The following is a 22622-nucleotide window of genomic DNA, read 5'->3' on the forward strand; positions in this document are numbered from 1 at the left end:
TTCACGGCAGCACCGTGAAGGGGCTTCGGTCACCTGGTCAGGCCGGGACGGAGGCCACGCCCGGCGCCAGGAACGGCTTTCCGGTCACCTTCGCCGACACACCCGTCCGGTCCAGGTACGGCGTGATGCCGCCCAGCCAGAACGGCCAGCCCGCGCCCAGGATCAGGCACAGGTCGATGTCCTGGGGCTGCGCGACCACGCCCTCGTCGAGCATGATCCGGATCTCCTCGGCGATCGCGGCCAGCGCCCGCTCCCGCAGCTCCTCCGCGGTGGAGGGCTTGTCGCCCTGCTGCCACAGCGCGGCGACCTCGGGGTCGACCGTCGCGTTGCCCTTGTCGTCCCACTGCCACACCGCGGTCTTGCCCGACGCGACGAACTTCTTGAGGTTCTCGCTCACCGCGAAGCGGTCCGGGAACGCGGCGTGCAGCGTCTCGCCGACGTGCAGGGCGATCGCCGGGCCGACCAGCTGCATCAGCGTCAGCGGCGACATCGGCAGGCCCAGTGGCTCCAGCGCGCGGTCGGCGACGTCGAACGGGGTGCCCTCGTCGACGGCCGTCAGCACCTCACCGAGGAAGCGCAGCAGCAACCGGTTCACCACGAACGCCGGGGCGTCCTTCACCAGCACGCTGGACTTCTTGAGCTGCTTGCCCACCGCGAACGCCGTCGCCAGCGCCGCGTCGTCGGTCTTCTCGCCGCGCACGATCTCCAGCAGCGGCAGCACGGCCACCGGGTTGAAGAAGTGGAACCCGACGACCCGCTCCGGGTGCCGCAGCTTCGAGGCCATCTCCGACACCGACAGCGACGAGGTGTTGGTCGCGAGGATCGCCTCGGGCTTGACGTGGTTCTCCAGGTCGCCGAAGACCTGCTGCTTGACGCCCATCTCCTCGAACACGGCTTCGATCACGAAGTCCGCGTCCGCGAAGGCGGCCTTGTCCAGCGACCCGCTCACCAATGCCTTGAGCCGGTTCGCCTCGTCCGGCGAAATCCGCTTCTTGCCCAGCAGCTTGTCGATCTCACCGTGCGCAGAGGACACGCCCTTGTCGACGCGCGCCTGGTCCACATCGGTCAGCACCACGGGGACCTTCAGGCGCCGCACGAACAGCAGCGCCAGCTGGCTCGCCATCAGGCCCGCGCCGACCACGCCGACCTTGGTCACCTTGCGCGCCAGCGACTTGTCCGGCGCGCCGGCCGGCCGCTTGGCCCGCTTGTTGACCAGGTTGAACGAGTACAGCCCGGCGCGCAGCGTGTCGTCCATCAGCAGCTCGGCCAGCGCCTGGGTCTCGGCCGCGTACCCGGCGTCGAGGTCGTTCGCGCGGGCCAGTTCCAGCAGCTCGACGGCCTTGGTCGCGCCCGGCGAAGCGCCCTTGGTCTTGCCGTCCACGATGGCCTTGGCGCGGGCGATCGCGGCGTCCCAGCCGGCACCGCGGTCGATCTCGCGGCGGGCGGGGGACACCTCGCCCTTGACCACTTTGGACAACCACAGCAGCGACTGCTCGAGGAAGTCCGCGCTGCCCAGCAGCTCGTCGGCGATGCCGAGTTCGGCGGCCTGCGCCGGCTTGAGCATCTTGTTCTGGTTCAGCGCGTTCTCGACGATCACGGTGACCGCGGCGTCCGGCCCGATCAGGTTCGGCAGCAGTTGGGTGCCGCCCCAGCCGGGGAACAGGCCGAGGAACACCTCGGGGAACGAGATCGCGGCCGCCGACTCCGACAGCGTGCGGTAGTGGCAGGACAGCGCCAGTTCGAGCCCGCCGCCCATCACCGCGCCGTTGACGAACGCGAAGGTCGGGATCGTCGAATCGGTGAGACGGCGGAACACCGCGTGGCCGGTTTCGGCGATCTCGTGGGCCAGGTTCGGGTCGCTGATCGCCTCGACGCCGGAGAGGTCCGCGCCGACCGCGAAGATGAACGGCTTGCCGGTGACCGCGATGGCGGCCGGCTCCGCGGCGAACGCCTCGTCGAGCGCGGCGTCGAGACTCACCAGGCCCTGCGGGCCGAACGTGGACGGGCGGGTGTGGTCGTGCCCGTTGTCCAAGGTGATCAGCGCGACCTGCTCGTCCAGGCCCGGTACCCTGATCAGGCGCGTGGTGGCACGGGTGACGACCTCGTCCGGGAACGCGGCCTTGGCCTGCTCAGCCGTGAACGTCACTTGTCACTCCCGTCGTAGGCAGGGTTCTCCCAGATCACGGTGCCGCCCATGCCGAGGCCGATGCACATCGTGGTGATGCCGTAGCGCACCTCGGGGTGCTCGGCGAACTGGCGGGACAGCTGGGTCATCAGGCGGACGCCGGAGGAGGCCAGCGGGTGGCCGCAGGCGATCGCGCCGCCCCACGGGTTGACGCGCGGGTCGGTCTGCTCGATGCCGAAGTGGTCGAGGTAGGCCAGCACCTGCACGGCGAAGGCCTCGTTGATCTCGAACAGCCCGATGTCCGAGATGGACAGTCCGGTGCGCTTGAGGAGCTTTTCGGTGGCCGGGACCGGGCCGACGCCCATCACCTCGGGGTCGACGCCGGCGAAGGCGTAGCCGACCATCCGCATCGCGACGGGCAGGCCCAGCTCACGGGCGGTCTCCTCGTCGGCGAGGATCGCGCCGGTCGCGCCGTCGTTAAGGCCGGCCGCGTTGCCCGCGGTCACCCGGCCGTGCGGGCGGAACGGGGTCTTGAGGTTGGCCAGGGTTTCGACGGTGGTGCCCGGGCGGGGCGGCTCGTCCTCGGTGGCCAGGCCCCAGCCGAGCTCGGAGCGGATCGCGACCGGCACGAGCTCCGGGCCGATCTTGCCGGCCTTGACGGCGTCGGCGAAGCGTTCCTGGCTCTGCGCGGCGTACTCGTCGGCGCGGCGCTTGGTGATCGCGGGGAAGCGGTCGTGCAGGTTTTCGGCGGTCTGGCCCATGACGAGGGCCGACGGGTCGACGAGCTTGTCGGCGACGATGCGCGGGTTGGGGTCGACGCCCTCGCCCATCGGGTGGCGGCCCATGTGCTCGACGCCGCCCGCGATGGCGATGTCGTAGGCGCCGAAGCCGATCCCGCCGGCGACCGTGGTGACGGCGGTCATCGCGCCGGCGCACATGCGGTCGATGGCGTAGCCCGGGACCGAGCGCGGCAGGCCGGCGAGGAGGGCGGCCGTGCGGCCGATCGTCAGGCCCTGGTCGCCGGTCTGGGTCGTGGCGGCGATGGCGACGTCGTCCACCCGCTCCGGCGGCAGTTCCGGGTGCCGGCGCAGCAGTTCGCGGATGACCTTGACGACGAGGTCGTCGGCCCTGGTGTTGGCGTAGATGCCCTTGTTACCCGCCTTGCCGAACGGGGTGCGGACCCCCTCGACGAAGGCCACGGTGCGCACCGCCCGCGCGGTCGGCGCAAGGGGGGTTGCGGCCACGATGTGCTCCTCTGTCAGTTCTGGGACGGCCGGTTACCCGGCAGTACTGACCGCACTCTAGCCCTTGTTACCGGCGGGTAACCCGCCTGGTGGGCGACGCCACCTTTTCGTGTGCGCGCGGAAGCGCCCTGCCCTAAAGAGAGCTGGGTGGTCATCCCGTCGCCTGAGGCCGTCAGATCACTGTGAGCCAGGCCCGCACCCCCGGCACCCGCGCGAGATGACATGCCAAGCTTGCGGGCCTGGCTCACAGTGATAGGCCTCGATGCAGGCGACGGGATGACCACCCAGCGACCACCTACCCAAGGCGAGCCGACAACGCTCCCCGGTCATCCCGGAGCCTGCCCGTCCGGCGAGGACATTCTTTTGATCTTTTTCTCTGGCCTTCGGCCAGGGGCGCCTGCGGCGCTGGGTGGTCGCCTGGGGTGCCGACCTCCCCCGCCCCCTCCGGGTGGAGTGTTTTCGGTCGCCGAGCAGGCGTGTCAAGGCGGGAAAGAGTACCTTGACACGCCTGATCGGCGACCAAAGGCGGGCTGGGGATCGGGGGCGGGGGAGGTCTGGTGACGTCGCACCTCGCCTGGCGTTGCCGGGCTGCCGGGAGGGGTGCGGGGAGGTCAGGGGAGTTCGCACCTCGCTTGGCGTTGCCGGCCGCCGGGAGGTCTGGGGAGGCTGTGTGTCGCCTCGCGTCGCCGGCCGCCTGGGGGTGCGGGGAGGTCGCACCTCGCCTGGCGTTGCCGGGCTGCCGGGAGGTTTGCGGAGGTCCCCCGTCGCCTGGGGTTGCCGGGCGCTGGGAAGCCTGGTGGGTCCGCCTCGCGTTGCCGGCCGCCTGGGGGTGCGGGGGAGGTCTGGTGAGGTCGTGCCTCGCCGTGCGTCGCTGGGCGGCGGGAAGTCTTGTGCGCCCGCGCCTCGCCTTGCCGGGCGGCGGGAACTCTTGTGGGCCCGCCTCGCGTTGCCGGCCGCCGGGAAGTCTGGGAAGGTCGCGTGTCACCCGGCGTGGCCGGCCGCCTGGGGGTCTGGCGAGGTCGCACCTCGCCGTGCGTTGCCGGCTGCCGCGAGGTCTGGTGAGGTCCCCGGTCGCCTTGTATGGCGGCTTCCGGGTCGGGCTGGGCGGGGGCGGCGTGCTCCGACCGCTCCGGCTGAGACTCCCGCCCCACCGGGCCACCGCGCCTCACCCGGTCCGCGCCGTGCTCAGGCGGTGGCCTGGAGTGCCTCCATCAGCACCGGCGCGGTCAGCTCGATCTGCCACGGCCGCGCACCGCCCGCGGCCAGCGCCGCGGACACGCCTTCCAGGCTCCGGTCCTCCGGCGGCCGCCAGCAGGTGCGGCGCAACAGGTCCGGCAGCAGCAGGTTCTCCACGGGCAGCTGGTGGTGCTCCGCGATCCTCGCCAGGCCGGCCCGCGCCGCGGCGAGGCGGGCTGCCGCGTCGGGGTCCTTGTCGGCCCACCGGTTCGCCGGGGGAGGGCCGTCGTTGGGCTGCGCGGGGTTGGGCAGCTGGTCCCGCGGCAGCTGCCGCGCGGCCTGGAGGTGCCGGAACCAGCTCCCGGTGTACCGGCGCTGCACGCGTCCGCCGAACACGGGCAGCGCCTGCAGCTCCGCCACGGTTTTCGGCTCGGCCAGGACCGCGTTGACGATCGCGCTGTCCGGCAGCACCCGGCTGGGCGCGCGGTCGCGCTTGCGGGCCAGCTCGTCACGGGCCTCCCACAGCGCCCGCACCGCCGCGAGGCCGCGGGCGGTGCGCACCTTGTGAATCCCGGAAGTGCGGCGCCACGGTTCGGCGCGGGGGGCGGGCTGGGGGGCCGTCCGGACCGCCTCGAACTCCTGCTTCGCCCAGTCCAGCTTGCCCTGGGCGTCCAGCTCGGCCTCGAGCTTCTCCCGCAACGGGATCAGCAGCTCCACGTCCAACGCCGCGTAGTTCAGCCAGTCCACCGGCAGGGGCCGCTTCGACCAGTCGGCCGCGCTGTGCCCCTTCTCCAGGTGGTACCCGAGCAACCGCTCGACGAGCGTGCCCAGTGCGACCCGCTCGTACCCCGCCAGCCGCCCGGCCAGCTCGGTGTCGAACAGGCTCCCGGGGTGCAGATCCAGCTCCGCCAGGCACGGCAGGTCCTGCGAAGCGGCGTGCAGCACCCACTCCTGCCCGTTCAGCACGTCCTGCAACGGCCCGAGCCTGCCCGCGAGGGCGATCGGGTCCACCAGGACCGTTCCGGAGCCCTCGCGGCGCAACTGCACCAGGTAGGCCTTGGGCCAGTAGCGGTAGCCGGACGCGCGCTCGGTGTCCACCGCGATCGCACCCGTGCCCGCGGCGAGCCGTTCGCAGGCGCGCGCCAGCGCCGGTTCGTCCGCCACGACGTCCGGCGTCCCGTCGGCCGGCTCCTTGAGCGTGACCGGGACAGCCGGTTCGCTGGCATCAGGCACTTGATCTGCGGTTTCCACGTCGGTCAACCCTACGGGACGGGCGCACCGTCACCGGTACGCCCGTCCGTCGGGATCCTTTTCGTCCGATCAGCGAATGACACCGGCCCGCATCGCCAGCGCCACCATCTGCGCCCGGTCACCGGTGCCGAGCTTGCGCCCGATCCGGGACAGGTGCGACTTGACGGTGAGCGCCGAGAGGCTGAGCTCCTCGCCGATCTCCTTGTTGGACTGGCCGTCGGCGACCAGCTGCAGCACCTCCACCTCGCGCGCGGACAGCTCCCGCGGCGTGTTGTCGGTGCCCGGAACCCGGGTGCCGGTCGCGAGGACCGGGGCAACACTCGGGTCCGCGTACACTCCACCGTCCAGCACCCGGCGCACCCCGTCGGTCACCACCATGGGCGAGGCCGACTTGAGCAGGTACGCCTGGGCACCGGCCTGGAAGGCCGAGCGCACGGCGTACGGGTCGTCGGACGAGGCGAGCACCACGATGCGGGGCCAGCCCTGGCTACGGAGCTCCGTGACCAGGTCGATCCCGCTCCCGTCCGGCAGTCCGAGGTCGAGGATGGCCAGGTCGCACGGACCCGTCGCGGTCGCCCGCGCCCTCGCCTCGGCTACCGAGGCAGCCTCGTGTACGGTGCCCGCACCCATCTGTGCGAGTCGTGCGGCAATCGCCTCCCTCAGCAGCGGGTGGTCGTCGACCACCAGCACGGAAAACAGCTCTTCCCGCGGATGCGGAACCATGCTCGCCGGCAAAGCACCGGCTGGCGTGGATCTGACGGCCTGCGATAAGCCGACGGCAGCCACGTCACTACCTCCCTGGAGTCGGTCGTGCCCCCCGACCGGCACCGGGTACTTTCGGCCGATCAGCCGCGCCAGCTCTAGACCGAAAGTGGTGTCGTCGAAGGGCGCTCTAGCCGCCGATCGCCCTTCGCGGGGGGATCGAACGGGTATCTATCCCGATCGGGTAGTTACTAGCTGGCGTCCGTGTAGCACGATCGGACTAATACACGCCGCGTGGCTAACGCATCGCGGAAAGCCAGCGATAACCCCTTTTTGGGGCTGAGCCGCTGCGCGTGCATACCGGCCGTGCATCTGCTCACCCGCGGTCATTTTCGACGGCAGCCGCTCGGCGTAGTGCCGTCATCAGAACGAGGGAAATGCTCTCTTCGCGCAGCGTATGCGGCCGGAGCCGGACTCCGGAGGGTGTCCGCGGCGAGAGCGCCGAACCGGCCGACACTCGCGTGAGTGACTCTAACCGGCCGGGTCCGGCCGTCGCGGTGAGGTCTGCGTCACACCCCGCGCGTTGGCGGTGTCCCATGCTCCGCGGAAGCGGTGCGGCGCCGCTCAGCCGCTGTGCCGGTGCCCGAACATCGACACCCCGACCGGCGGCAGCCCCGCCACGCTCGACATCAGCTGGCAGAACGCCTCGCCGTGCGGGTGCAGGTTCGCGTCCGCGGGCGTCCAGGACGCCCGCAGCTCCAGGTCGTCGGTGCGGGCCGGCCCGCTGATGTCGCCGAAGCGCGCCGACGAGGTTTCGGTGACCGTGCCGCCCAGCGCCGCGAACGGCGCGCCGGAGTTCTCCAGTGCGTCGGTCAGCCACGACCAGCCGACCGCGGGCAGGAACGGGTCGCTGGCCAGTTCGCGATCGATCTCCGCCCGCACGTAGACGACCACCCGCAGGACCCCGTGCCAGGCCTCCTGACCCTCCGGGTCGTGCAGCAGCACGAACCGGCCGGTGGCCGTCACGTCCGCGGGGCCGGTCGCGTCACAGCTGAGCGCGTAGGACCAGGGCGCCAGCCGCTGCGGCGCGCGGATCGGCTCGAGGGTCATCTCCGGCCGGGGCCGGACGGCCTGCAACGCCGCGACAGCTTCACGGAACATCTCGGGCGCATGCGTCATCGCGGTCACAGCCCGACTGTAGGACGGGTACCGGGTGCCGGGCGGCAGACGCGCCGAGGGAAGGCCGGTCGGCGGCGCGTGGCACCATGGTTGGCGATGTCCACTACTGCGCAGTCGCGGCCGCGAACGGCCCGCCGGGACCTCGCCGGGTCCCCGTTCCTGGCCGCCGCCCGCGGCCGCCGTCCGTCGCGGCTGCCCGTCTGGTTCATGCGCCAGGCCGGCCGGTCGCTGCCCGAGTACCGCGCGCTGCGCGAGGGCGTGCCGATGCTGACGGCGTGCTTCGACGCGGAGATGATCTCCGAGATCACGCTGCAGCCGGTCCGCCGTCACGGGGTGGACGCCGCCATCTTCTTCTCCGACATCGTGGTGCCGCTGGTCGCCGCGGGGATCGACGTCGACCTCGTGCCCGGTACCGGCCCCGTGGTGGCCGATCCGGTGCGCGACGCCGCCGCGGTCGGCCGCGTGCCCGAGCTGGACCCGGCGCGGATCGAGCCGGTGCTGGACGGCGCCCGGCTGCTGGTCGAGCGGCTCGGCGAGACGCCGTTGATCGGATTCACGGGAGCGCCGTTCACGCTCGCCTCCTACCTCATCGAGGGTGGCCCGAGCCGCACCTACGAGCGCACCAAGGCCCTCATGCACTCCGACCCGGCGGTGTGGCACGACCTCGCCGCGCGGCTCGCCGGGATCGCGGCGACCTTCCTGCGCGGGCAGGTCGAGGCCGGGGCCGACGCGGTGCAGCTGTTCGACTCCTGGGCCGGCGCGCTGACGCTGCGCGAGTACCGCGAGTTCGTGCTGCCGCACTCGGCGCGGGTGCTGGACGCGGTCGCGGACCTGGACGTGCCACGGATCCACTTCGGCGTCGGCACCGGTGAGATCCTGCCCGCCATGCGCGACGCCGGTGCGGACGTCGTCGGTGTCGACTGGCGCGTCCCGCTCGACGAGGCCGTGCGGCGGCTCACCGCCCGGGGCGAGCCCGCGCCGGTGGTGCAGGGCAACCTCGACCCGGCGCTGCTGCACGCGTCCTGGCCGGTGGTCGAGGCCGAGGTGCGGCGCATCGCCGCGGAGGGCCGTGCCGCCGCCGGGCACATCTTCAACCTCGGTCACGGCGTGCTGCCGGGCACCGATCCCGGCGTGCTGACCCGCGTCGTCGAGCTCGTCCACAGTCTGGAGCCCTGATGCACGTCGCGGTCGTCGGCGGGGGCGTCTCGGGCGCGGTCGCGGCGTACCGCCTGCGGGCGGCGCTCGGCGACGGCGCGACGATCACGCTCTTCGAGGCGGGCGACACCCTCGGCGGCAAGCTGCGCACCGCGGAGGTCGCGGGCGTGCGCTACGACGTGGGCGCCGAGGCGTTCCTCGCCCGCCGGCCGGAAGGGGCCGCGCTGGCCGCCGACCTCGGGCTCGGCCTGGTGCACCCCACCGGCGCGCGCTCGACCGTGCGAGCCGGTGGGCGCCTGACCCCGTTGCCCGGCGGCACCCTCATGGGCATCCCGGGTTCGCCGGACGCCGTCGCGGACGTGCTCTCACCCGGCGCCCGTGCCCGGGTCGCGGCCGAAGCGGACCTGCCCCCGGTGACCCTGGACGACGACGTCGCGCTGGGCGCGCTGCTGCGCGAGCGCTTCGGCGACGAGCTGGTGGACCGGCTGGTCGACCCGCTGCTCGGCGGCGTCTACGCGGGCGGCGCCGACGGTCTCGGCCTGCGCGCCACCGTGCCCGCCCTGGCCGCCGCGCTGGACCGCGGCGCGACCTCGCTCACGGCGGCCGCGGCCGGGCTCATCCCCGCCGAGCCCAGCACCGCGCCGGTGTTCGGCACCCTGCCCGGCGGACTGGGCACCCTCGTCGACACCCTCGTCGAGCAGGCCAAACCGGACGTGCGCCTCGGGCAGCCGGTCACCGCGCTGCGACGCCGCGAGACCGGGTGGCAGCTGGAGGCCGGCACCGAGGCCGTCGACGTCGACGCGGTGCTGCTCGCTGTGCCCGCCCCGGCGGCCCGCAGGCTGCTGGGCGACGTCGTCCCGGCCGCGTCCGCCGCGCTCGGCGAGGTCGAGCTGGCGTCGATGGCGGTTGTGGCGATGGCGCTGCCGCCGGGCACGGAACTGCCGGACGCGTCCGGGGTGCTGATCGGCGCGCGCGAGCGGCGGTCCGACGGCGAGCCGTTCGCGGCCAAGGCCTTCACCTTCTCCTCCCGCAAGTGGGCCCACCTGGACACCGGCCCGGTGCTGGTGCGCGGTTCTGTCGGGCGGTTCGGTGAACCCGGCGCGCTGCACCGCGACGACGAGGACCTGGTCCGCCTGGTGCGCGCGGATCTGGCCGACCTGACCGGCATCACCGCCGAGCCCATCGACGTGGTCGTGACCCGTTGGGGCGGCGGGCTGCCGCAGTACGGGCCGGGGCACCTCGACCTCGTCGACCGGGCCGAGCGGGCCGTCGCGGAGGTGCCGGGGCTGGCGCTGGCCGGGGCCGCGCTGCACGGTGTCGGGGTGCCCGCGTGCATCGCGACGGCCACCGCGGCAGCGGCGCGCATCACCTCACACCTGGTTCCCTAGCAGCCCGTTTCCCCGCAGTGCGAAGATGGGGACATGGCGCGGCTGAACTATCAGGAGCTCAACGACACCATCCGCTACACCGCCTGGTCGGTGTTCCGGGTCGAGCCCGGGCGGCTCCCGGAGGACCGCGGGCAGGCCGCGGCGGAGACCACCGACTACCTCGACGCCCTCGAGGGCAAGGGGGTCGTGGTGCGCGGCGTGTACGACGTCGCCGGGCTGCGGGCCGACGCCGACTTCATGATCTGGTGGCACGCCGAGACCGCCGAGCAGGTGCAGGCCGCCTACACCGGGTTCCGCCGCACCCCGCTGGGCCGCGTGTCGACGCCGGTGTGGAGCCAGTTCGCGCTGCACCGGCCCGCCGAGTTCAACCGCAGCCACATCCCCGCCTTCCTGGCCGGTGAAGAGGCGCGCAAGTACATCTGCGTGTACCCGTTCGTGCGGTCCTACGAGTGGTACCTGCTGCCGGACGCCGAGCGCCGCAAGATGCTCGCCGACCACGGCAAGGAGGCCCGCGACTACCCGGACGTCCGGGCCAACACCGTGGCGTCGTTCGCGCTGGGCGACTACGAGTGGATCCTCGCCTTCGAGGCGGACGAGCTGCACCGCATCGTCGACCTGATGCGCCACCTGCGCGCTACCGAGGCGCGCCGGCACGTGCGCGAGGAGACCCCGTTCTACACCGGGACGCGGGTTCCGCCGGCCGAGCTGATCGCCAACCTGCCGTAGGGGCCGGGCCGCTGCCACCGCCTCCCGGGCCTGTGGCGCGACCCGGCAGCGCTGCCTCACCGGCTGAGGCGGAACCTCCGGCGTGGCCGGGGCAGTTCGCCGCGCTCGGTGAGCCAGGTGGCGAAGTTCGCGGCGTCCTGGCGGTAGCCGACGCCGTCCGTGCGCGGCGTGGCCGCCGCGTAGGCGTCGAAGAGGGGACGGAACCGCTCGCCGAGCGCCTGGGGCAGGTCCGGACGCAGGTCGGCGACGACGGAGCCGCGTTTGGCGCGCAGGGCGCGGACTTCGGCGGCCACGCGCGCGGGGTCGAAACCGGTGGGGGCCTGCTCGCCGGCCAGCAGGGCGCGCAGCAACGCGGCCTGGCGGGCGGCCAGCTCCGCGCGGCTCACAACCGGCCCCGGATCGCGGCGAGCTCGGCGGCCAGTTCGTCGTCGGGCGGGTAGGCGCCGTCCCGTTCCAGCAGGGCGCCCGGCGGCTCGGCGCGGCGCCGCAGTTCGGTGAGCAGGTCCAGCACCTCCGGCTGCACCGGATGCGTGTGCGTGTCGTGGTAGATCCCGTCCACCTCGACCCCGCCCGCGACGTGCACGTACGCCAGACGCTCCAGCGGCACCTCGTCGAGGAAGGCCGCCGGGTCCGTGCCCAGGTTGCGCGCGTTCGCATACAGGTTCGCCACGTCCACGATCAGCAGGCAGCCGGTCCGCTCGGTCAGCTCGCGCAGGAACGCGGCCTCGTCCATCTCCGCGTCCGGCCACTCCAGCAGCGCGGCGATGTTCTCCAGCGCGAACGGCCGCCCGATGATCGACTGCGCCAGCCGCACGTTCCCGGCCAGCACGTCGAGCGCCTCCCGGGTGCGGGGGAGCGGCACCAGGTGCCCGGCGTCGAGACCGCCCGCGCGCACGAAACAGACGTGGTCGCTGGCGACCGGCGCGTCCAGCTCGTCGGCCACTGCCGCGAGGTGCTCGACCCGCCGCGTGTCCAGCGGTTCGGCCCCGCCGAGCGAGAGCGACACCGCGTGCGGCAGCACCGGCAGGCCCCGTGCGCGCAGCTCGGTCAGAGCGGCCGGCAGGTGCCCGGGGTGCAGGTTCTCCGCGATCACCTCGACCCACTCCACGCCCGGCATGCGGGCGATGGACAGGTCGATCTCGGGGCGCCACCCGATCCCCACGCCCAGCCGGTCAGTCGCCACCGCCACCTCCGCACCCGCCGCCGCCACCGCACGAGCTGCCGCCGCCGCACGAATTCCCCCCGCACGAGCTGCCGCAGCTGCTCGACGACCCGCACGAGGAGGCACCGCCCGACGAGCAACCCGACGCCCCGGCCCACCCGCGCGACTTCTGCGGCCGCGGGGCGGGCGCCGCGCGCAGCGCCTCGGCGATCTCCCGATCGGGGTACCGGGTCAGGCCGCCCAGCGCCACCGCCTGGGCCGCACTCGTGCCCGACGCCGACCGGACGATCTGGTCGCCGGTCCTCGTGCGGGGCGGGCGGCCGTCCGGGCGGCCGGTGACCGCCCACAGGATCACGGCGGGCGCCAGGGCCAGCACGAAACCGGGGCCGGGGAAGCTCGTGAACGCCACGATCGCGACGGCGACCATGAGGACCGCGGCCAACCGCCGGACGTTCTTCAGCGCGCCCTGCTCGACCAGGAGCCCGGCCTCCGCGAGCCGGTCGCGCGCGACGTCGAGCACGCCGCCACGGCGCACGGCCGCCCGCACGGTGTGCAGCGTCGCCGCGCCGCGTTCGTGGTGCACGCTCGACCACACCGCCGCGCCCAGCTCGTCGGCCGGGGGACGATCGCCGGTCGTGGTGAGCCGTCCCGCGTAGCTCACCCGGACCTGCTGGCGTTCCAGCAGGTCAGCCAGTGCGGCGTCGGTCGCGCGCATCGGGCCGCCGGCCAGGAACCCCAGCTCGGCCGGGCCGGGCGTCCGGTGCGGCACGCCCGCACGTCCCTTCAGCAGCATCGGGCCGGCCAGGCGCACCAGGATCGGGAGCAGCACCAGCCCGGCGTAGATCACGAGGAACGCCGGCAGCGGAAGCCCCCAGTACCCGGACCCGCCGGCGTCCATGACCGTCGCTTCGACCCCCAACGCCGGCACCTCCGCATCAGCCCGTTGTGCGGTGAGACGACCCGCGACGGCCGCCGGTTCCCGCTCACGGGGACGGAGGCGCCGGACGGCGGCGCAGCAGCGGCACGGTCGTCACGCTCCCGCCGACGCCGGGCGCGCCGACCCCGCTACTCGGCCGGGACCAGGCGCAGGGCGATCGAGTTGATGCAGTACCGCTGGTCGGTCGGGGTGGGGTAGCCCTCGCCCTCGAACAGGTGCCCCAGGTGGCTGTGGCAGGTCGCGCACAGCACCTCGGTGCGCACCATGCCCAGCGACCGGTCCTCGCGCAGCAGCACGGCATCGGAGTCGGCCGGGTCGAAGAACGACGGCCAGCCGCAGTGGCTTTCGAACTTCGTGTCGCTGCGGAAGAGCTCCGCGCCGCATGCCCGGCACTCGTAGACGCCGGTGGTCTTGGTGTCGGTGTACTCGCCGGTGAACGGCCGCTCGGTCGCCGCCTGGCGCAGCACCGCGTACTCCTCGGGGGAGAGCTGCTCGCGCCACTCCTGGTCCGGCTTGACCACCTTCGGAGTGGCTCCCACCACGGGTTCCATGCGAGGTTTCATGGGATTCAGGCTACTCGGCGAGCCACTGCAGGGCCCGGACCACGATGTCCCACGAGGCGACGATCACGCCCAGCACCAGCAGCACCACGATGGTCGCCGCGACCCACCACCGCAGGCCGCCGACGCGGGCGCTGGAGTCGGCGAACTCCTCCACGTTGTGCAATGTTCCTTCGACCGTGAACCCCGGCTCGCACCGCTGCATCCGGTCCAGGTGCCGGGCGAACGCCTGGGCCTCCGGATCGTCCGGATCGAGGCCGACCAGGTCGTCGTCGAAGCGCGGGTTCCGCCCGCTCTCGGTCATGCCACCAGGGTAGGTCAGCCGATGCGGGTGTCGGCGTCGATGCGCATGCCCTGTTCGGTGTTGACGACCCGCCACGAGACCCGGCCGACCCCCGCGATGGTGACGTACATGTCGGCCGAGCCGTCGGCGTTGAGGCCCTTGTCCGCGAGGATCGAGTTGTACTGCTCGATCTGGTGCTCGCTCCAGTACTGCTGGAACGCCTGCTGGCTGCCGAACAACGACTGCGCGGCGGGCGTGAGCAGCGCCCACGCCGCGGCCGATCCCTTGCCGTCCAGGTACCCCTTCACGACCTGCCCGGCCTGGCCGAAGTTGACCGATCCGGTGTTGGCCGTCTTGCCCAGAGCGGCCGGCGGCGCGCTGCTGGACGGGCTCGACGGCGCCGACGTGGGAGCGGGGGTGTTGCCGCCCGCGTTGGCCTGGGTCCCGCCCTCCTTCGCCGAGTCGCCGCCGTTCAGCGCCACGATGAGCACCACCACGAGCACGGCGACCACGGCCACCGCCGACCCGATCAGCACACCCTTGCGCTTGAGCGGGGACGGCTGCGCGGCCTGCGCCGGCTTCGGCGGCGGGATGAACGCCGCGGTCGGGTTGCGCGGGCTGCGCTGCGGCGGAGCCGGGGGAGCGGCGGTGGCGGCGGCGCCCGTGCGCTGCCACGGCGGCCGCTCGGCCGGCGGCGCGGGCTCGACGGGCACCGCGGCGGGCTGACGACCCGCGGAGAACAGCGGCGGCGACACCATCGTGCCGGCCTTGACGTCCTTTTCGCCGTTGGCGAGCGCGGCCAGCCGGTCACGCGCCTCGAGCATGGTCGGTCGCTCCTCCGGCTCGACCCGCAGCAGGCTCATCAGCAGCGCGGTCGCCTTGCCGGACTGCCGCGGCGGCACGACCTGGCCGTTCGCCGCCGTGTAGAGCAGGGCGAGCTGGTTGGAGCTGTTGCCGTAGGGCGGCTGGCCCTCCAGCGCGTGGTAGAGCGTCGCGCCGAGGGAGAAGACGTCGGAGGCCGGCGCCGGGTCCGAGCCCCGCGCCAGCTCGGGCGCGAGGTAGGCGGGGGTGCCGCCGATCAGGCCGGTCTGGGTGAGCGTGAGGTCGCCCGCCGCGCGGGAGATGCCGAAGTCCGTGATCTTCGCCGTGCCGTTCTCGTCGATCAGGATGTTCGCCGGCTTGATGTCGCGGTGCACGATCCCGGCGCGGTGCGCGACCACGAGCGCGGAAGCGACCTGGTGACCGATGCGGGCGACCTCGGCCAGCGGCAGCGTGCCCTGCTCGGCGATCACCGCCGACAGGCTCTTCGACGGCAGGTACTCCATCACCAGGCACGGATCGCCGCCGTGCTCGGCGATGTCGAACACGACGATGGCGTTGGGGTGCTGGAACCGGGCCGCGTTCTTCGCCTCGCGCATCGCCCGCTGGCGCATGTTGTTGCGCTCGGTCTCGGACATGCCCGGCTGGGCGAGGATCTGCTTCACCGCCACCGAACGCTCGAGGCGCTCGTCGACCGCGCGCCACACGACGCCCATGGCGCCGCTGCCGATGTGCTCAACGAGGCGATAGTGCCCTGCGATCAGCTGACCGGTGTCGATGGGACTACTCCTCGGAAACTCTCCGCATGTGCTGGCCTGGCTCAGCGCGAACGATCTCCTCGCGCACCGGGTCGAGTGTAGCGGGCTGCTTCGTGCGCCCGACGCAAGCTGTCCCGCGGGCGATTCGGGCCAGGCCAACGGCCCCGGCGATGGCGAAGGCACCGTAGCAGACCAGCAGTGCGGGCGGGGTGCTGCCGGTGAGCGCGTCGCCCAGCACCACGACCGCGATCGTGCCGGGCACGCTGCCGAGGACGGTCCCGGCCAGGTACGGGCGGAACCGCACGGACAGGATCCCGCAGCAGTATCCCAGTGGTGCGAAGGGAACCAGCGGGATCAGCCGCAGCGACGCGACCGCGAGCACGCCACCGTCGGCGAGGCGTTCGTCGACCGCGCGGACCACTTTCCGTTCCAGGTGGCGGGACACGAGGTCGCGCCCGACCCACCGCGCCAGCCCGAACCCGAGCGCGCCGGAGATCGCGGTCGCGGTGATCGCCACCACGATGCCGAGGGCGTCGCCGAGCAGCAGTCCCGCCGCGAGGTTGAACACGGTGCGGGGGACGGGGGCGACGGTGAGTACCGAATAGGCGGCCAGGAACACCAGCGCGGTGACCGCGCCCGCGCCGGCCGCCCAGGTGCGCAGCTCCGCGGGGGTGGGCACGGGAAGTGTGAACGCCGCCACCACCGCCCCGGCGAGCAGGACGAGCGCGAGGACCAGTTTGACGCGGCGGGGCACGACGTCCACGGTAAGGCACGGGCGGAACCGGGCCCGCGCCGCTACGGTGATGCGGTGGCGAAACGCGGTGAGGCGGTCGAGTACGAGGTGGGCGGCCGGACGGTGCGGGTGTCCAATCCGGACAAGGTGTACTTCCCGGAGCGCGGGATCACCAAGCGGCAGGTCGTCGAGTACTACCTCGCGGTCGCCGAACCCCTGCTGCGGGCCGTCGGCGAACGGCCGACGACGCTCAAACGCTTCCCCGATGGCGTTTCCGGCGAACCGTTCTACGCCAAGCGGGTGCCGAAGGGAGCGCCCGAATGGGTGCAGACCGCCCGGATCACGTTCCCGTCCGGGCGCACCGCCGACGAGGTCTGCCCGACCGAGCCCGCGGTGTTCGCGTGGGCGGCCAACCTCGGCACGCTCGACTTCCACCCCTGGCCCGTCCGGCGCACCGACGTGGACCACCCGGACGAGTTGCGGATCGACGTGGATCCCTCCGACTCGAACGGGTTCGGTGACGCGGTGCGGGTCGCGCTGGTGGTCCGGGAGGTGCTGGCGGAGGCCGGGCTGACCGGGTACCCGAAGACGTCGGGTGGGCGCGGGGTGCACGTGCTGGTGCGGATCCGGCCGGAGTGGGACTTCGTCGCCGTGCGGCACGCGGTGATCGCGCTGGGCCGCGAGGTGGCGCGGCGCATCCCCGACCTCGCCACGGTCGCGTGGTGGAAGGAGGAGCGCGGTGGCCGCGTGTTCCTGGACTACAACCAGGCGGCGCGGGACCGGACGGTCGCGTCGTCGTGGTCGGTGCGGGGCACCGCGCGGGCGACCGTGTCGACACCGCTGACGTGGGAGCAGCTACCGGAGGTGCACCCGGACGACTTCGACGTGCTGACGGTGCCCGCCCTGCTGGGTGCCCACGGTGACCCGCACGCGGCGATGGACGACGAGGCGTTCGGCCTGGAGACGGCGCTGGAGTGGTACGCCCGCGACGAGCGGGACCACGGCCTGGGGGAGATGCCCTACCCGCCCGATTACCCGAAGATGCCCGGTGAACCGAAACGGGTGCAGCCCAGCCGCGCCCGGGAGTGACGGTGCACGGGCGCCGGCCGCAGGTCCAGGCCCGGCGTCTGGCATCGCGGAACACCTGCCCCGAGCGGGGTGTTGACCTCTAGCGTGAAGCTGTCCGTGCTCGACCGGTCCCGCACCCGCGACGGGGGCACCCACGCCGACGCGCTGCGGGAGACCGTGGCGTTCGCACGCCAGGCGGAGGCTCTGGGCTACCACCGGTTCTGGGTGTCGGAGCACCACAGCGTCCCCGGCGTGGCCGGGTCCGCCCCCACCGTGCTGGCGGCCGCGGTCGCGTCGGCGACCCGCCGCATCCGCGTCGGCACGGGGGGCGTCATGCTGCCCAACCACCAGCCGCTCGTCGTCGCCGAACAATTCGGTGTGCTCGAGGCCCTGTACCCGGGCCGGATCGACATGGGGCTCGGCCGCTCGGTCGGCTTCACCGGCGGCGTGCGGCGCGCGCTCGGCCACGGCAAGGACGACGCCGACCGCTTCGGCGAGCAGGTGCGGCTCCTCCTCGGCTACCTCGACGGCACCCAGCGTGAACACCCCGGCGTGCACGCCTTCCCCGCCGAGGGGCGACCGGTCCCGGCGTTCCTGCTCGCCACCGGGGCGGGCGCGGACCTCGCGGCCGAGCTCGGCCTGCCCCTGGTCATCGGCGCGGTCCGCGGCGAGGCGCGGATGCTCGAAGCCATCGCGCGCTACCGGGACGACTTCGTGCCCTCGCAGCGCTGCCCGATGCCGTACGTGATCGTCTCGGCCACCGTCGCCGTGGCCGAGACCCGCGAGGCCGCCGAACGTCTCCTCGTGCCCGAGGCCTGGTCGGCCGCCTGGTCACGCACGCACGGCGTCTTCCCGCCGCTGCGCCCCGCCGGCGAGATCCTGGCAACCCCCATGACCGACCGCGAGCGCCGGTTCTTCGACGAGGCGCGCCGAGGTCAGATCGCCGGCAGCACGGACGAGGCGGCCGCGACCGTGCGCGGCCTGGCCGACCGCACCGGGGCCGACGAGATCCTGGTGACCACCAGCACCTACGACCGAAGCGAGATGCTGGACTCCTACCGGCTGCTGGCCGAATCGGTCTTCGCCGGCGCCCGGTAGTACAGCGCCACCGCCACGAACACCGCGAACGTCAGCCACAGGTAGCCGTTCAGGAAGAACCACTCCAGCCCCGCGGGCTTGAAGTTCAGCACCGTGCCGGCCTGGAACCCGAGCAGCTCGAGCACCCCGCCGGAGGTGACGAGCCCGGCGCCGACCAGCCCGATCCAGCCCCACACCGAACCGCGGAACGCGAGGTTGGCCAGGCAGATCAGCAGCATCGCGAGCCACACCCAGTGGTGCACCCAGCTGTACGGGGACACCGCGGTCATCCCCAGCCCGCACAGCGTCACCGCCACCAGCTCCTCACCCCGCGCGGCCAGGCGCCGGGCCAGCAGCAGGCACACCACGGCCGTCGCGGCGGCGGCCAGCAGCCACACGATCTGCATCCCGCCGGTCACGCCGGTCGCCCGCGCGAAGAACCCGCGCAGCGACTCGTTCGACGGGTTCTCCGGCACGCCCACACGGGTGGGGTCGGCGAACGCGCCGGACCAGAAGGTCACCGAGTCGTGCCACAGGAACGCGAACCCGATCGCCACGGTGGCCACCAGCGCGACGACCGACACGATCGCCGCCCGGTACCGCCGCGTCACCACCAGGTAGAGCACGAAGAACGCCGGGGTCAGCTTGATCCCGGCGGCGATGCCGATCAGCGCGCCCTTGACCTTCGACGAGTCCGGCAGCGCCACGTCGACCAGCACCAGGGTCATCAGCAGGATGTTGACCTGCCCGAACGCCATCGTCTCGCGGATCGGCTCGCACCACATGAGCAGCGCCGCGACCGGCAGGCTGAACAGCACCAGCCGCACGTCGCGCCGGAACCGCAGCAACGACAACGCCGCCCACACGCCGACGGCGAGCATGGCGTAGTCACCGAGCGCGCCCACCCACGTGAAGACGTCACCGTGCAGTGGCGCCAGTGGCGCGAACAGCAGGGCCGCGAACGGCGTGTAGACGAATTCCCACTCGCCGCGGACGTTGCCCAGCAGCGGGGTGTCGTAGACCGACACGCCGTCCAGGACGCGCTCGCCCGCGATCTGGTAGACGCCGAGATCGAGCAGGTGCATCAGCACCGGCAGCTGCGCCAGAACCTGCCGCACGTAGACGAAGCCGGCGACCGCGCCCAGCACCAGGACGGGCCAGAACGCGGCCCAGGGAAGAGGTCGTCGAACGCCCTCGCGGGGCGCCGGCCGCGCAGCCGTCGTCTCGACCGCGGAAGACGGCACAGTGACTCCCAGTACTCGAAAGATCCGGCGGATGGAGGACAAGCCTAAACGGGGGCCGTGGTGGGTCACCTACGCGGGGCAGAGCGTGCCGTCGGTGGGCACCTTGCCGTCGACCAGGAACGCACGCACCGCCTCGGCCGCGCACGGCGACGAGAGCGCCCCGTGCCCCGCGCCCTGCCAGGCGACCCGCACCGCGCTCGGCATCTGCTGCACCGCGCGGACGGTGCCCGCCTCGGGCGTGACCGGGTCGGCCAGGGTGCTGGTGACCAGGATCGGTGGCAGCCCGGACGTGCTCAGCGTCGGCAACGATTCGGTGCGCGCCGGCCACGGCAGGCACCACGCGAGCTGCTGCGTCACCAGGCCGCCGAACACCGGGTACCGCGCGCGAAGCCGGCTGGTCAGCCCCGCGACCTGGTCGGCGGGCATCCGCACCACGGTGTCGTTGCACTCGGTGGCGAGCTGCCCGTCGAGCCGCGAGGGGGCGACGTCGGACCCGTTGAGCATCGGCGCCACGAACGCGGCGAGCGCGCGGACGTCGCCCGCCCGCCCGGCCTCCAGCGCCTGGGCCAGCTCGCGCCAGCGGGTCCGGTCGGCCAGCCCGGTCACGACCGCCCGCAGCGCGGTGCCCGCGCCGAACACCGAGCCGCCCGGCAGAACCTGCGGCGACCGGCGCAGACGGTCCACCACCGCGTTCACCGTCGCGGCCGCGTCCTGGCCGACGGTGGTGCCGTAGGCGTCGAGGGTGGCCTGCTGCGCGGCGGCGAGGTCGCCGAGGACCGTGACCGTGTCGCCGGACGGGTCGGGCACACCGTCCATCACGAACCGCCCCACCCGGTCGGGGAACCGGGCCGCGTAGGAGATCAGCACCTGGGAACCCTCGCCGTGGGCGAGCGCGTGCAGCTTCGGCACGCCCAGCTCGCCGCGGATCTCGTCGAGGTCGCCCGCGGTGCGCCAGCTGTCGAACGACTGCTGCGCGCCGCCGAGGTCGATCGCGCACTGCTGACCGGCCTTGCGGGCGGCGTCGAGCAGCGGTTCGAGGTCGTCGTCGGCCGGGTCCTGGCCGAGCAGCTGGCTGCGCGTGTCCTCCGGGACGCACGAGAGCGGGTCGGACTCGCCGGTGCCGCGCCGGTCGACGCCGATCAGCGAGTACCGCTGCAGCAGTGCGGGCGGCAGGGTCGCGGCGAGGCGAGCGGCGTAGAGGGTGCCGGGTTCGCCGCCGACGTCGTTGACCACGACCAGCGGGATCGCGCCGTTGCCCGCCTTGAGCAGGGCGACGTGGGTCTGGACGCGTCCGGGCAGGGCGGGGTCGTCGAGGGTGGACAGCACCGTGCCGCAGCTGAACCGCAGGTAGGTGGGCGCATCGGCGCCGAGGCGGGCGCGGGTCTGCTGGTCGCAGTCGGTCCAATCCACCGAGGGCGAGCGGGGTTCGGTCAGCGGCGGCAGCGGGACCGCGGTGGCGGAACTGGCGGGCGCGGAGGACACCGGCTCGTCGTTCTCCACGACCGGCGGCCGTTTCGACGGGCCAGCCGTGCAGCCCGCGAGGAGGGCCGGCAGCAGCACGGCGAGCACGAGACCACGGCGCGGCACGACGTTCCTTCTTTCCCCTCTGGTGCTGGTCCTGCCCAGAGGTTCGCACGAGCCCGGTGTGCCGGGCGTCAGCGGGTGCGCTTGACCTCGCCGTGGAAGACCGCCGCGAGGTCGTAGCGGGCGACCTCCTCCAGTTGCGCGTAGGTGCAGGACCCGGCCTCGCGGTCGGGGCGCCACCGGACGAACTGCGCGGTGTGCCGGAACCTCGACGGGTGCCCGCCCTCGGTGTGTTCGTAGGCGACTTCGACCACCCGCTCCGGCCGCAGCGGCACCCACGGCTGCTCGGTCGAGCGCCACCGGGTGATGCCGCCGGGCAGGCGCTGCCCCTCGACCGTGCCCTCCAGCCACGGGTGCCCGGCACCGTCGGTGATCAGGCCGGCGAATTCGCTCGCCAGTTCCTTGCGCCGCGTCACCGGGAACGACCCGACGACGCCCGGGTGGTGCAGCACGCCGTTCTCGTCGTACAGGCCCAGCAGCAGGGACCCGACGGCCTCGCCGGGCGTGGAGTCCTTGTGCCAGCGCAGCCCGGCCACCACGCAGTCCGCGGTGCGCGAGTGCTTGTACTTGATCATGATGCGCTTGCCCGGCTCGTAGCCGGCGTTCAGCGGCTTGCCGATGACCCCGTCCAGCCCGGCGCCTTCGAACAGCTCGAACCAGTGCCGCGCGGTCTCCGGGTCGGTGGTCGCCGGCGTGATGTTGAGGTCCTGCCCGGCCAGCTCCGCCAGCCGCTCCCGCCGCGTGCTGGTCGGTTCGCCCAGATACGCGTCGCCGCCCTGGGCGAGCAGGTCGAACGCGACGAACGTGGCCGGGGTCTGCTCCGCGAGCAGCCGCACGCGGGACTCGGCGGGGTGGATCCGCTCGGTCAGCGCGTCGAAGTCGAGGTGCCCCTCGCGGCCGACGACCAGCTCACCGTCCAGCACCACCCGGTCCGGCAGCACTTCCGGCAGCCGCGCGAGCACCTCGGGGAAGTACCGGTCGAGCGGCTTGCCGGCGCGCGACTGGAGCGTCAGCTCGTCGCCGTCGCGGAAGACGAGGCAGCGGAAGCCGTCCCACTTCGGCTCGAACAGCAGCTGGTCGGAGTCCGGGATCGACTTCGCCGGTTTCGCCAGCATCGGCTGGATCGGCGGGGTCAGCGGCAGCATGACCCCAGTCTGGACAGCCACGCGGAGCGTGTCCATTGAGGTGGTGGGCGAGGGGGAGGCCCCGAGGGTGTGTCTGACGATGCCTTGGTCCAGGTGATCACGGCATGCAGGACGACCGCTGGCAAAACGGCGAAGTCGAGCGCTATAACCGCACCCTGCAGACCGAGTGGGCCTATCGGCAGGTGTTCACCAGCAACATCGAACGAGCCGCCGCCCTGGCACCCTGGCTCCAGCACTACCACACTCAACGCCGCCACAACGCACTCGACGGCCACCCACCCATCAGCCGGCTGCCACCAACCTGAT

The 22622-nt window shown here is 73.1% G+C and carries 20 protein-coding genes and 1 pseudogene; 6 read left to right on the forward strand and 15 right to left on the reverse strand.

Annotated features, from left to right (window positions below):
• Positions 1-37 precede the first annotated feature (37 nt).
• The 5 genes from FB470_RS21150 to FB470_RS21170 form a co-directional block, all read right to left on the reverse strand.
• Positions 38-2146, reverse strand: a complete 2109-nt coding sequence (locus tag FB470_RS21150; RefSeq protein WP_306994068.1) for a 3-hydroxyacyl-CoA dehydrogenase NAD-binding domain-containing protein — start codon at positions 2144-2146, stop codon at positions 38-40.
• Entirely contained in the window at positions 2143-3333 is a 1191-nt protein-coding gene (locus FB470_RS21155; protein ID WP_306999406.1) for a thiolase family protein, read from the reverse strand. Before FB470_RS21155 ends, FB470_RS21150 begins: the two co-directional genes overlap by 4 nt.
• A gap of 1221 nt (positions 3334-4554) precedes the next feature.
• Positions 4555-5778: a ribonuclease D gene (locus tag FB470_RS21160; protein ID WP_306994070.1), complete on the reverse strand. Its 1224-nt coding sequence runs from the start codon at positions 5776-5778 to the stop codon at positions 4555-4557.
• A gap of 87 nt (positions 5779-5865) precedes the next feature.
• A complete protein-coding gene (locus tag FB470_RS21165) occupies positions 5866-6519 on the reverse strand; it encodes a response regulator (RefSeq protein ID WP_017983672.1) in 654 nt (217 codons plus the stop codon).
• Between the two features lie 603 nt (positions 6520-7122).
• On the reverse strand, positions 7123-7686 hold the full coding sequence (locus FB470_RS21170; RefSeq protein WP_306994073.1) for a DUF3000 domain-containing protein: 564 nt from the start codon (positions 7684-7686) through the stop codon (positions 7123-7125).
• An 87-nt stretch (positions 7687-7773) separates the two neighbouring features.
• On the opposite strand from FB470_RS21170, the gene hemE reads away from it, so the two are divergent.
• The 3 genes from hemE to hemQ are packed head-to-tail and all read left to right on the forward strand — an operon-like array spanning position 7774 to position 10946.
• The gene (gene hemE, locus FB470_RS21175) at positions 7774-8853 is read left to right on the forward strand and encodes a uroporphyrinogen decarboxylase (protein WP_306994075.1); all 1080 of its coding nucleotides are present in this window, start codon (positions 7774-7776) and stop codon (positions 8851-8853) included.
• Entirely contained in the window at positions 8853-10220 is a 1368-nt protein-coding gene (hemG, locus tag FB470_RS21180; RefSeq protein ID WP_306994077.1) for a protoporphyrinogen oxidase, read from the forward strand. Before hemE ends, hemG begins: the two co-directional genes overlap by 1 nt.
• Before the next feature lie 33 nt (positions 10221-10253).
• Positions 10254-10946, forward strand: a complete 693-nt coding sequence (gene hemQ, locus FB470_RS21185) for a hydrogen peroxide-dependent heme synthase (RefSeq protein WP_306994078.1) — start codon at positions 10254-10256, stop codon at positions 10944-10946.
• Between the two features lie 56 nt (positions 10947-11002).
• Here hemQ and FB470_RS21190 read toward each other — a convergent pair whose 3' ends face one another.
• From FB470_RS21190 to FB470_RS21220, 7 genes are all read right to left on the reverse strand, one after another.
• Positions 11003-11332 carry a hypothetical protein gene (locus FB470_RS21190; RefSeq protein WP_306994080.1) on the reverse strand — a complete coding sequence of 110 codons (330 nt, stop codon included), beginning with the start codon at positions 11330-11332 and terminating at the stop codon, positions 11003-11005.
• Positions 11329-12135 carry an MbnB/TglH/ChrH family RiPP precursor modification enzyme gene (locus FB470_RS21195; RefSeq protein ID WP_306994082.1) on the reverse strand — a complete coding sequence of 269 codons (807 nt, stop codon included), beginning with the start codon at positions 12133-12135 and terminating at the stop codon, positions 11329-11331. Before FB470_RS21195 ends, FB470_RS21190 begins: the two co-directional genes overlap by 4 nt.
• A complete protein-coding gene (locus FB470_RS21200) occupies positions 12119-13027 on the reverse strand; it encodes a TIGR04222 domain-containing membrane protein (protein WP_306994084.1) in 909 nt (302 codons plus the stop codon). Before FB470_RS21200 ends, FB470_RS21195 begins: the two co-directional genes overlap by 17 nt.
• A gap of 146 nt (positions 13028-13173) precedes the next feature.
• Entirely contained in the window at positions 13174-13596 is a 423-nt protein-coding gene (gene msrB / locus FB470_RS21205) for a peptide-methionine (R)-S-oxide reductase MsrB (RefSeq protein ID WP_306999408.1), read from the reverse strand.
• A 22-nt stretch (positions 13597-13618) separates the two neighbouring features.
• Positions 13619-13909 carry a hypothetical protein gene (locus tag FB470_RS21210; RefSeq protein WP_306994086.1) on the reverse strand — a complete coding sequence of 97 codons (291 nt, stop codon included), beginning with the start codon at positions 13907-13909 and terminating at the stop codon, positions 13619-13621.
• A gap of 14 nt (positions 13910-13923) precedes the next feature.
• Positions 13924-15471: a serine/threonine-protein kinase gene (locus tag FB470_RS21215; protein WP_306999410.1), complete on the reverse strand. Its 1548-nt coding sequence runs from the start codon at positions 15469-15471 to the stop codon at positions 13924-13926.
• 19 nt (positions 15472-15490) lie between these two features.
• The gene (locus FB470_RS21220; RefSeq protein WP_306994088.1) at positions 15491-16219 is read right to left on the reverse strand and encodes a TVP38/TMEM64 family protein; all 729 of its coding nucleotides are present in this window, start codon (positions 16217-16219) and stop codon (positions 15491-15493) included.
• 54 nt (positions 16220-16273) lie between these two features.
• On the opposite strand from FB470_RS21220, the gene ligD reads away from it, so the two are divergent.
• A complete protein-coding gene (gene ligD / locus FB470_RS21225) occupies positions 16274-17287 on the forward strand; it encodes a non-homologous end-joining DNA ligase (RefSeq protein ID WP_306994090.1) in 1014 nt (337 codons plus the stop codon).
• Positions 17288-17371: 84 nt separating this feature from the next.
• Complete coding sequence (locus FB470_RS21230; protein WP_306994092.1) at positions 17372-18364, forward strand: LLM class flavin-dependent oxidoreductase; 993 nt, start codon at positions 17372-17374, stop codon at positions 18362-18364.
• Here the strand turns inward: FB470_RS21230 and FB470_RS21235 are convergent.
• The 3 genes from FB470_RS21235 to FB470_RS21245 form a co-directional block, all read right to left on the reverse strand.
• Complete coding sequence (locus FB470_RS21235; protein WP_306994094.1) at positions 18322-19587, reverse strand: glycosyltransferase 87 family protein; 1266 nt, start codon at positions 19585-19587, stop codon at positions 18322-18324. The two genes, FB470_RS21230 and FB470_RS21235, sit on opposite strands and share 43 nt — an antisense overlap.
• Before the next feature lie 69 nt (positions 19588-19656).
• Entirely contained in the window at positions 19657-21174 is a 1518-nt protein-coding gene (locus tag FB470_RS21240; protein WP_306994096.1) for an alpha/beta hydrolase, read from the reverse strand.
• A gap of 68 nt (positions 21175-21242) precedes the next feature.
• Complete coding sequence (locus FB470_RS21245) at positions 21243-22316, reverse strand: ATP-dependent DNA ligase (RefSeq protein ID WP_306994097.1); 1074 nt, start codon at positions 22314-22316, stop codon at positions 21243-21245.
• Between the two features lie 119 nt (positions 22317-22435).
• Here FB470_RS21245 and FB470_RS21250 point away from each other — a divergent pair.
• Positions 22436-22621 (forward strand): annotated as a pseudogene (locus FB470_RS21250) (integrase core domain-containing protein); the annotation flags it as partial.
• Position 22622: the final 1 nt, after the last annotated feature.

Origin of the sequence: Amycolatopsis thermophila (assembly GCF_030814215.1) — a bacterium.
Lineage (GTDB): Bacteria > Actinomycetota > Actinomycetes > Mycobacteriales > Pseudonocardiaceae > Amycolatopsis_E > Amycolatopsis_E thermophila.

Bases quoted from the DNA above. Each gene is read 5' to 3' on its own strand.
- FB470_RS21165 (WP_017983672.1), bottom strand. From the start codon at position 6,519: ATGGTTCCGCATCCGCGGGAAGAGCTGTTTTCCGTGCTGGTGGTCGAC.
- hemE (WP_306994075.1), top strand. From the start codon at position 7,774: ATGTCCACTACTGCGCAGTCGCGGCCGCGAACGGCCCGCCGGGACCTC.
- hemG (WP_306994077.1), top strand. From the start codon at position 8,853: ATGCACGTCGCGGTCGTCGGCGGGGGCGTCTCGGGCGCGGTCGCGGCG.
- hemQ (WP_306994078.1), top strand. From the start codon at position 10,254: ATGGCGCGGCTGAACTATCAGGAGCTCAACGACACCATCCGCTACACC.
- msrB (WP_306999408.1), bottom strand. From the start codon at position 13,596: ATGGAACCCGTGGTGGGAGCCACTCCGAAGGTGGTCAAGCCGGACCAG.
- FB470_RS21210 (WP_306994086.1), bottom strand. From the start codon at position 13,909: ATGACCGAGAGCGGGCGGAACCCGCGCTTCGACGACGACCTGGTCGGC.
- FB470_RS21245 (WP_306994097.1), bottom strand. From the start codon at position 22,316: ATGCTGCCGCTGACCCCGCCGATCCAGCCGATGCTGGCGAAACCGGCG.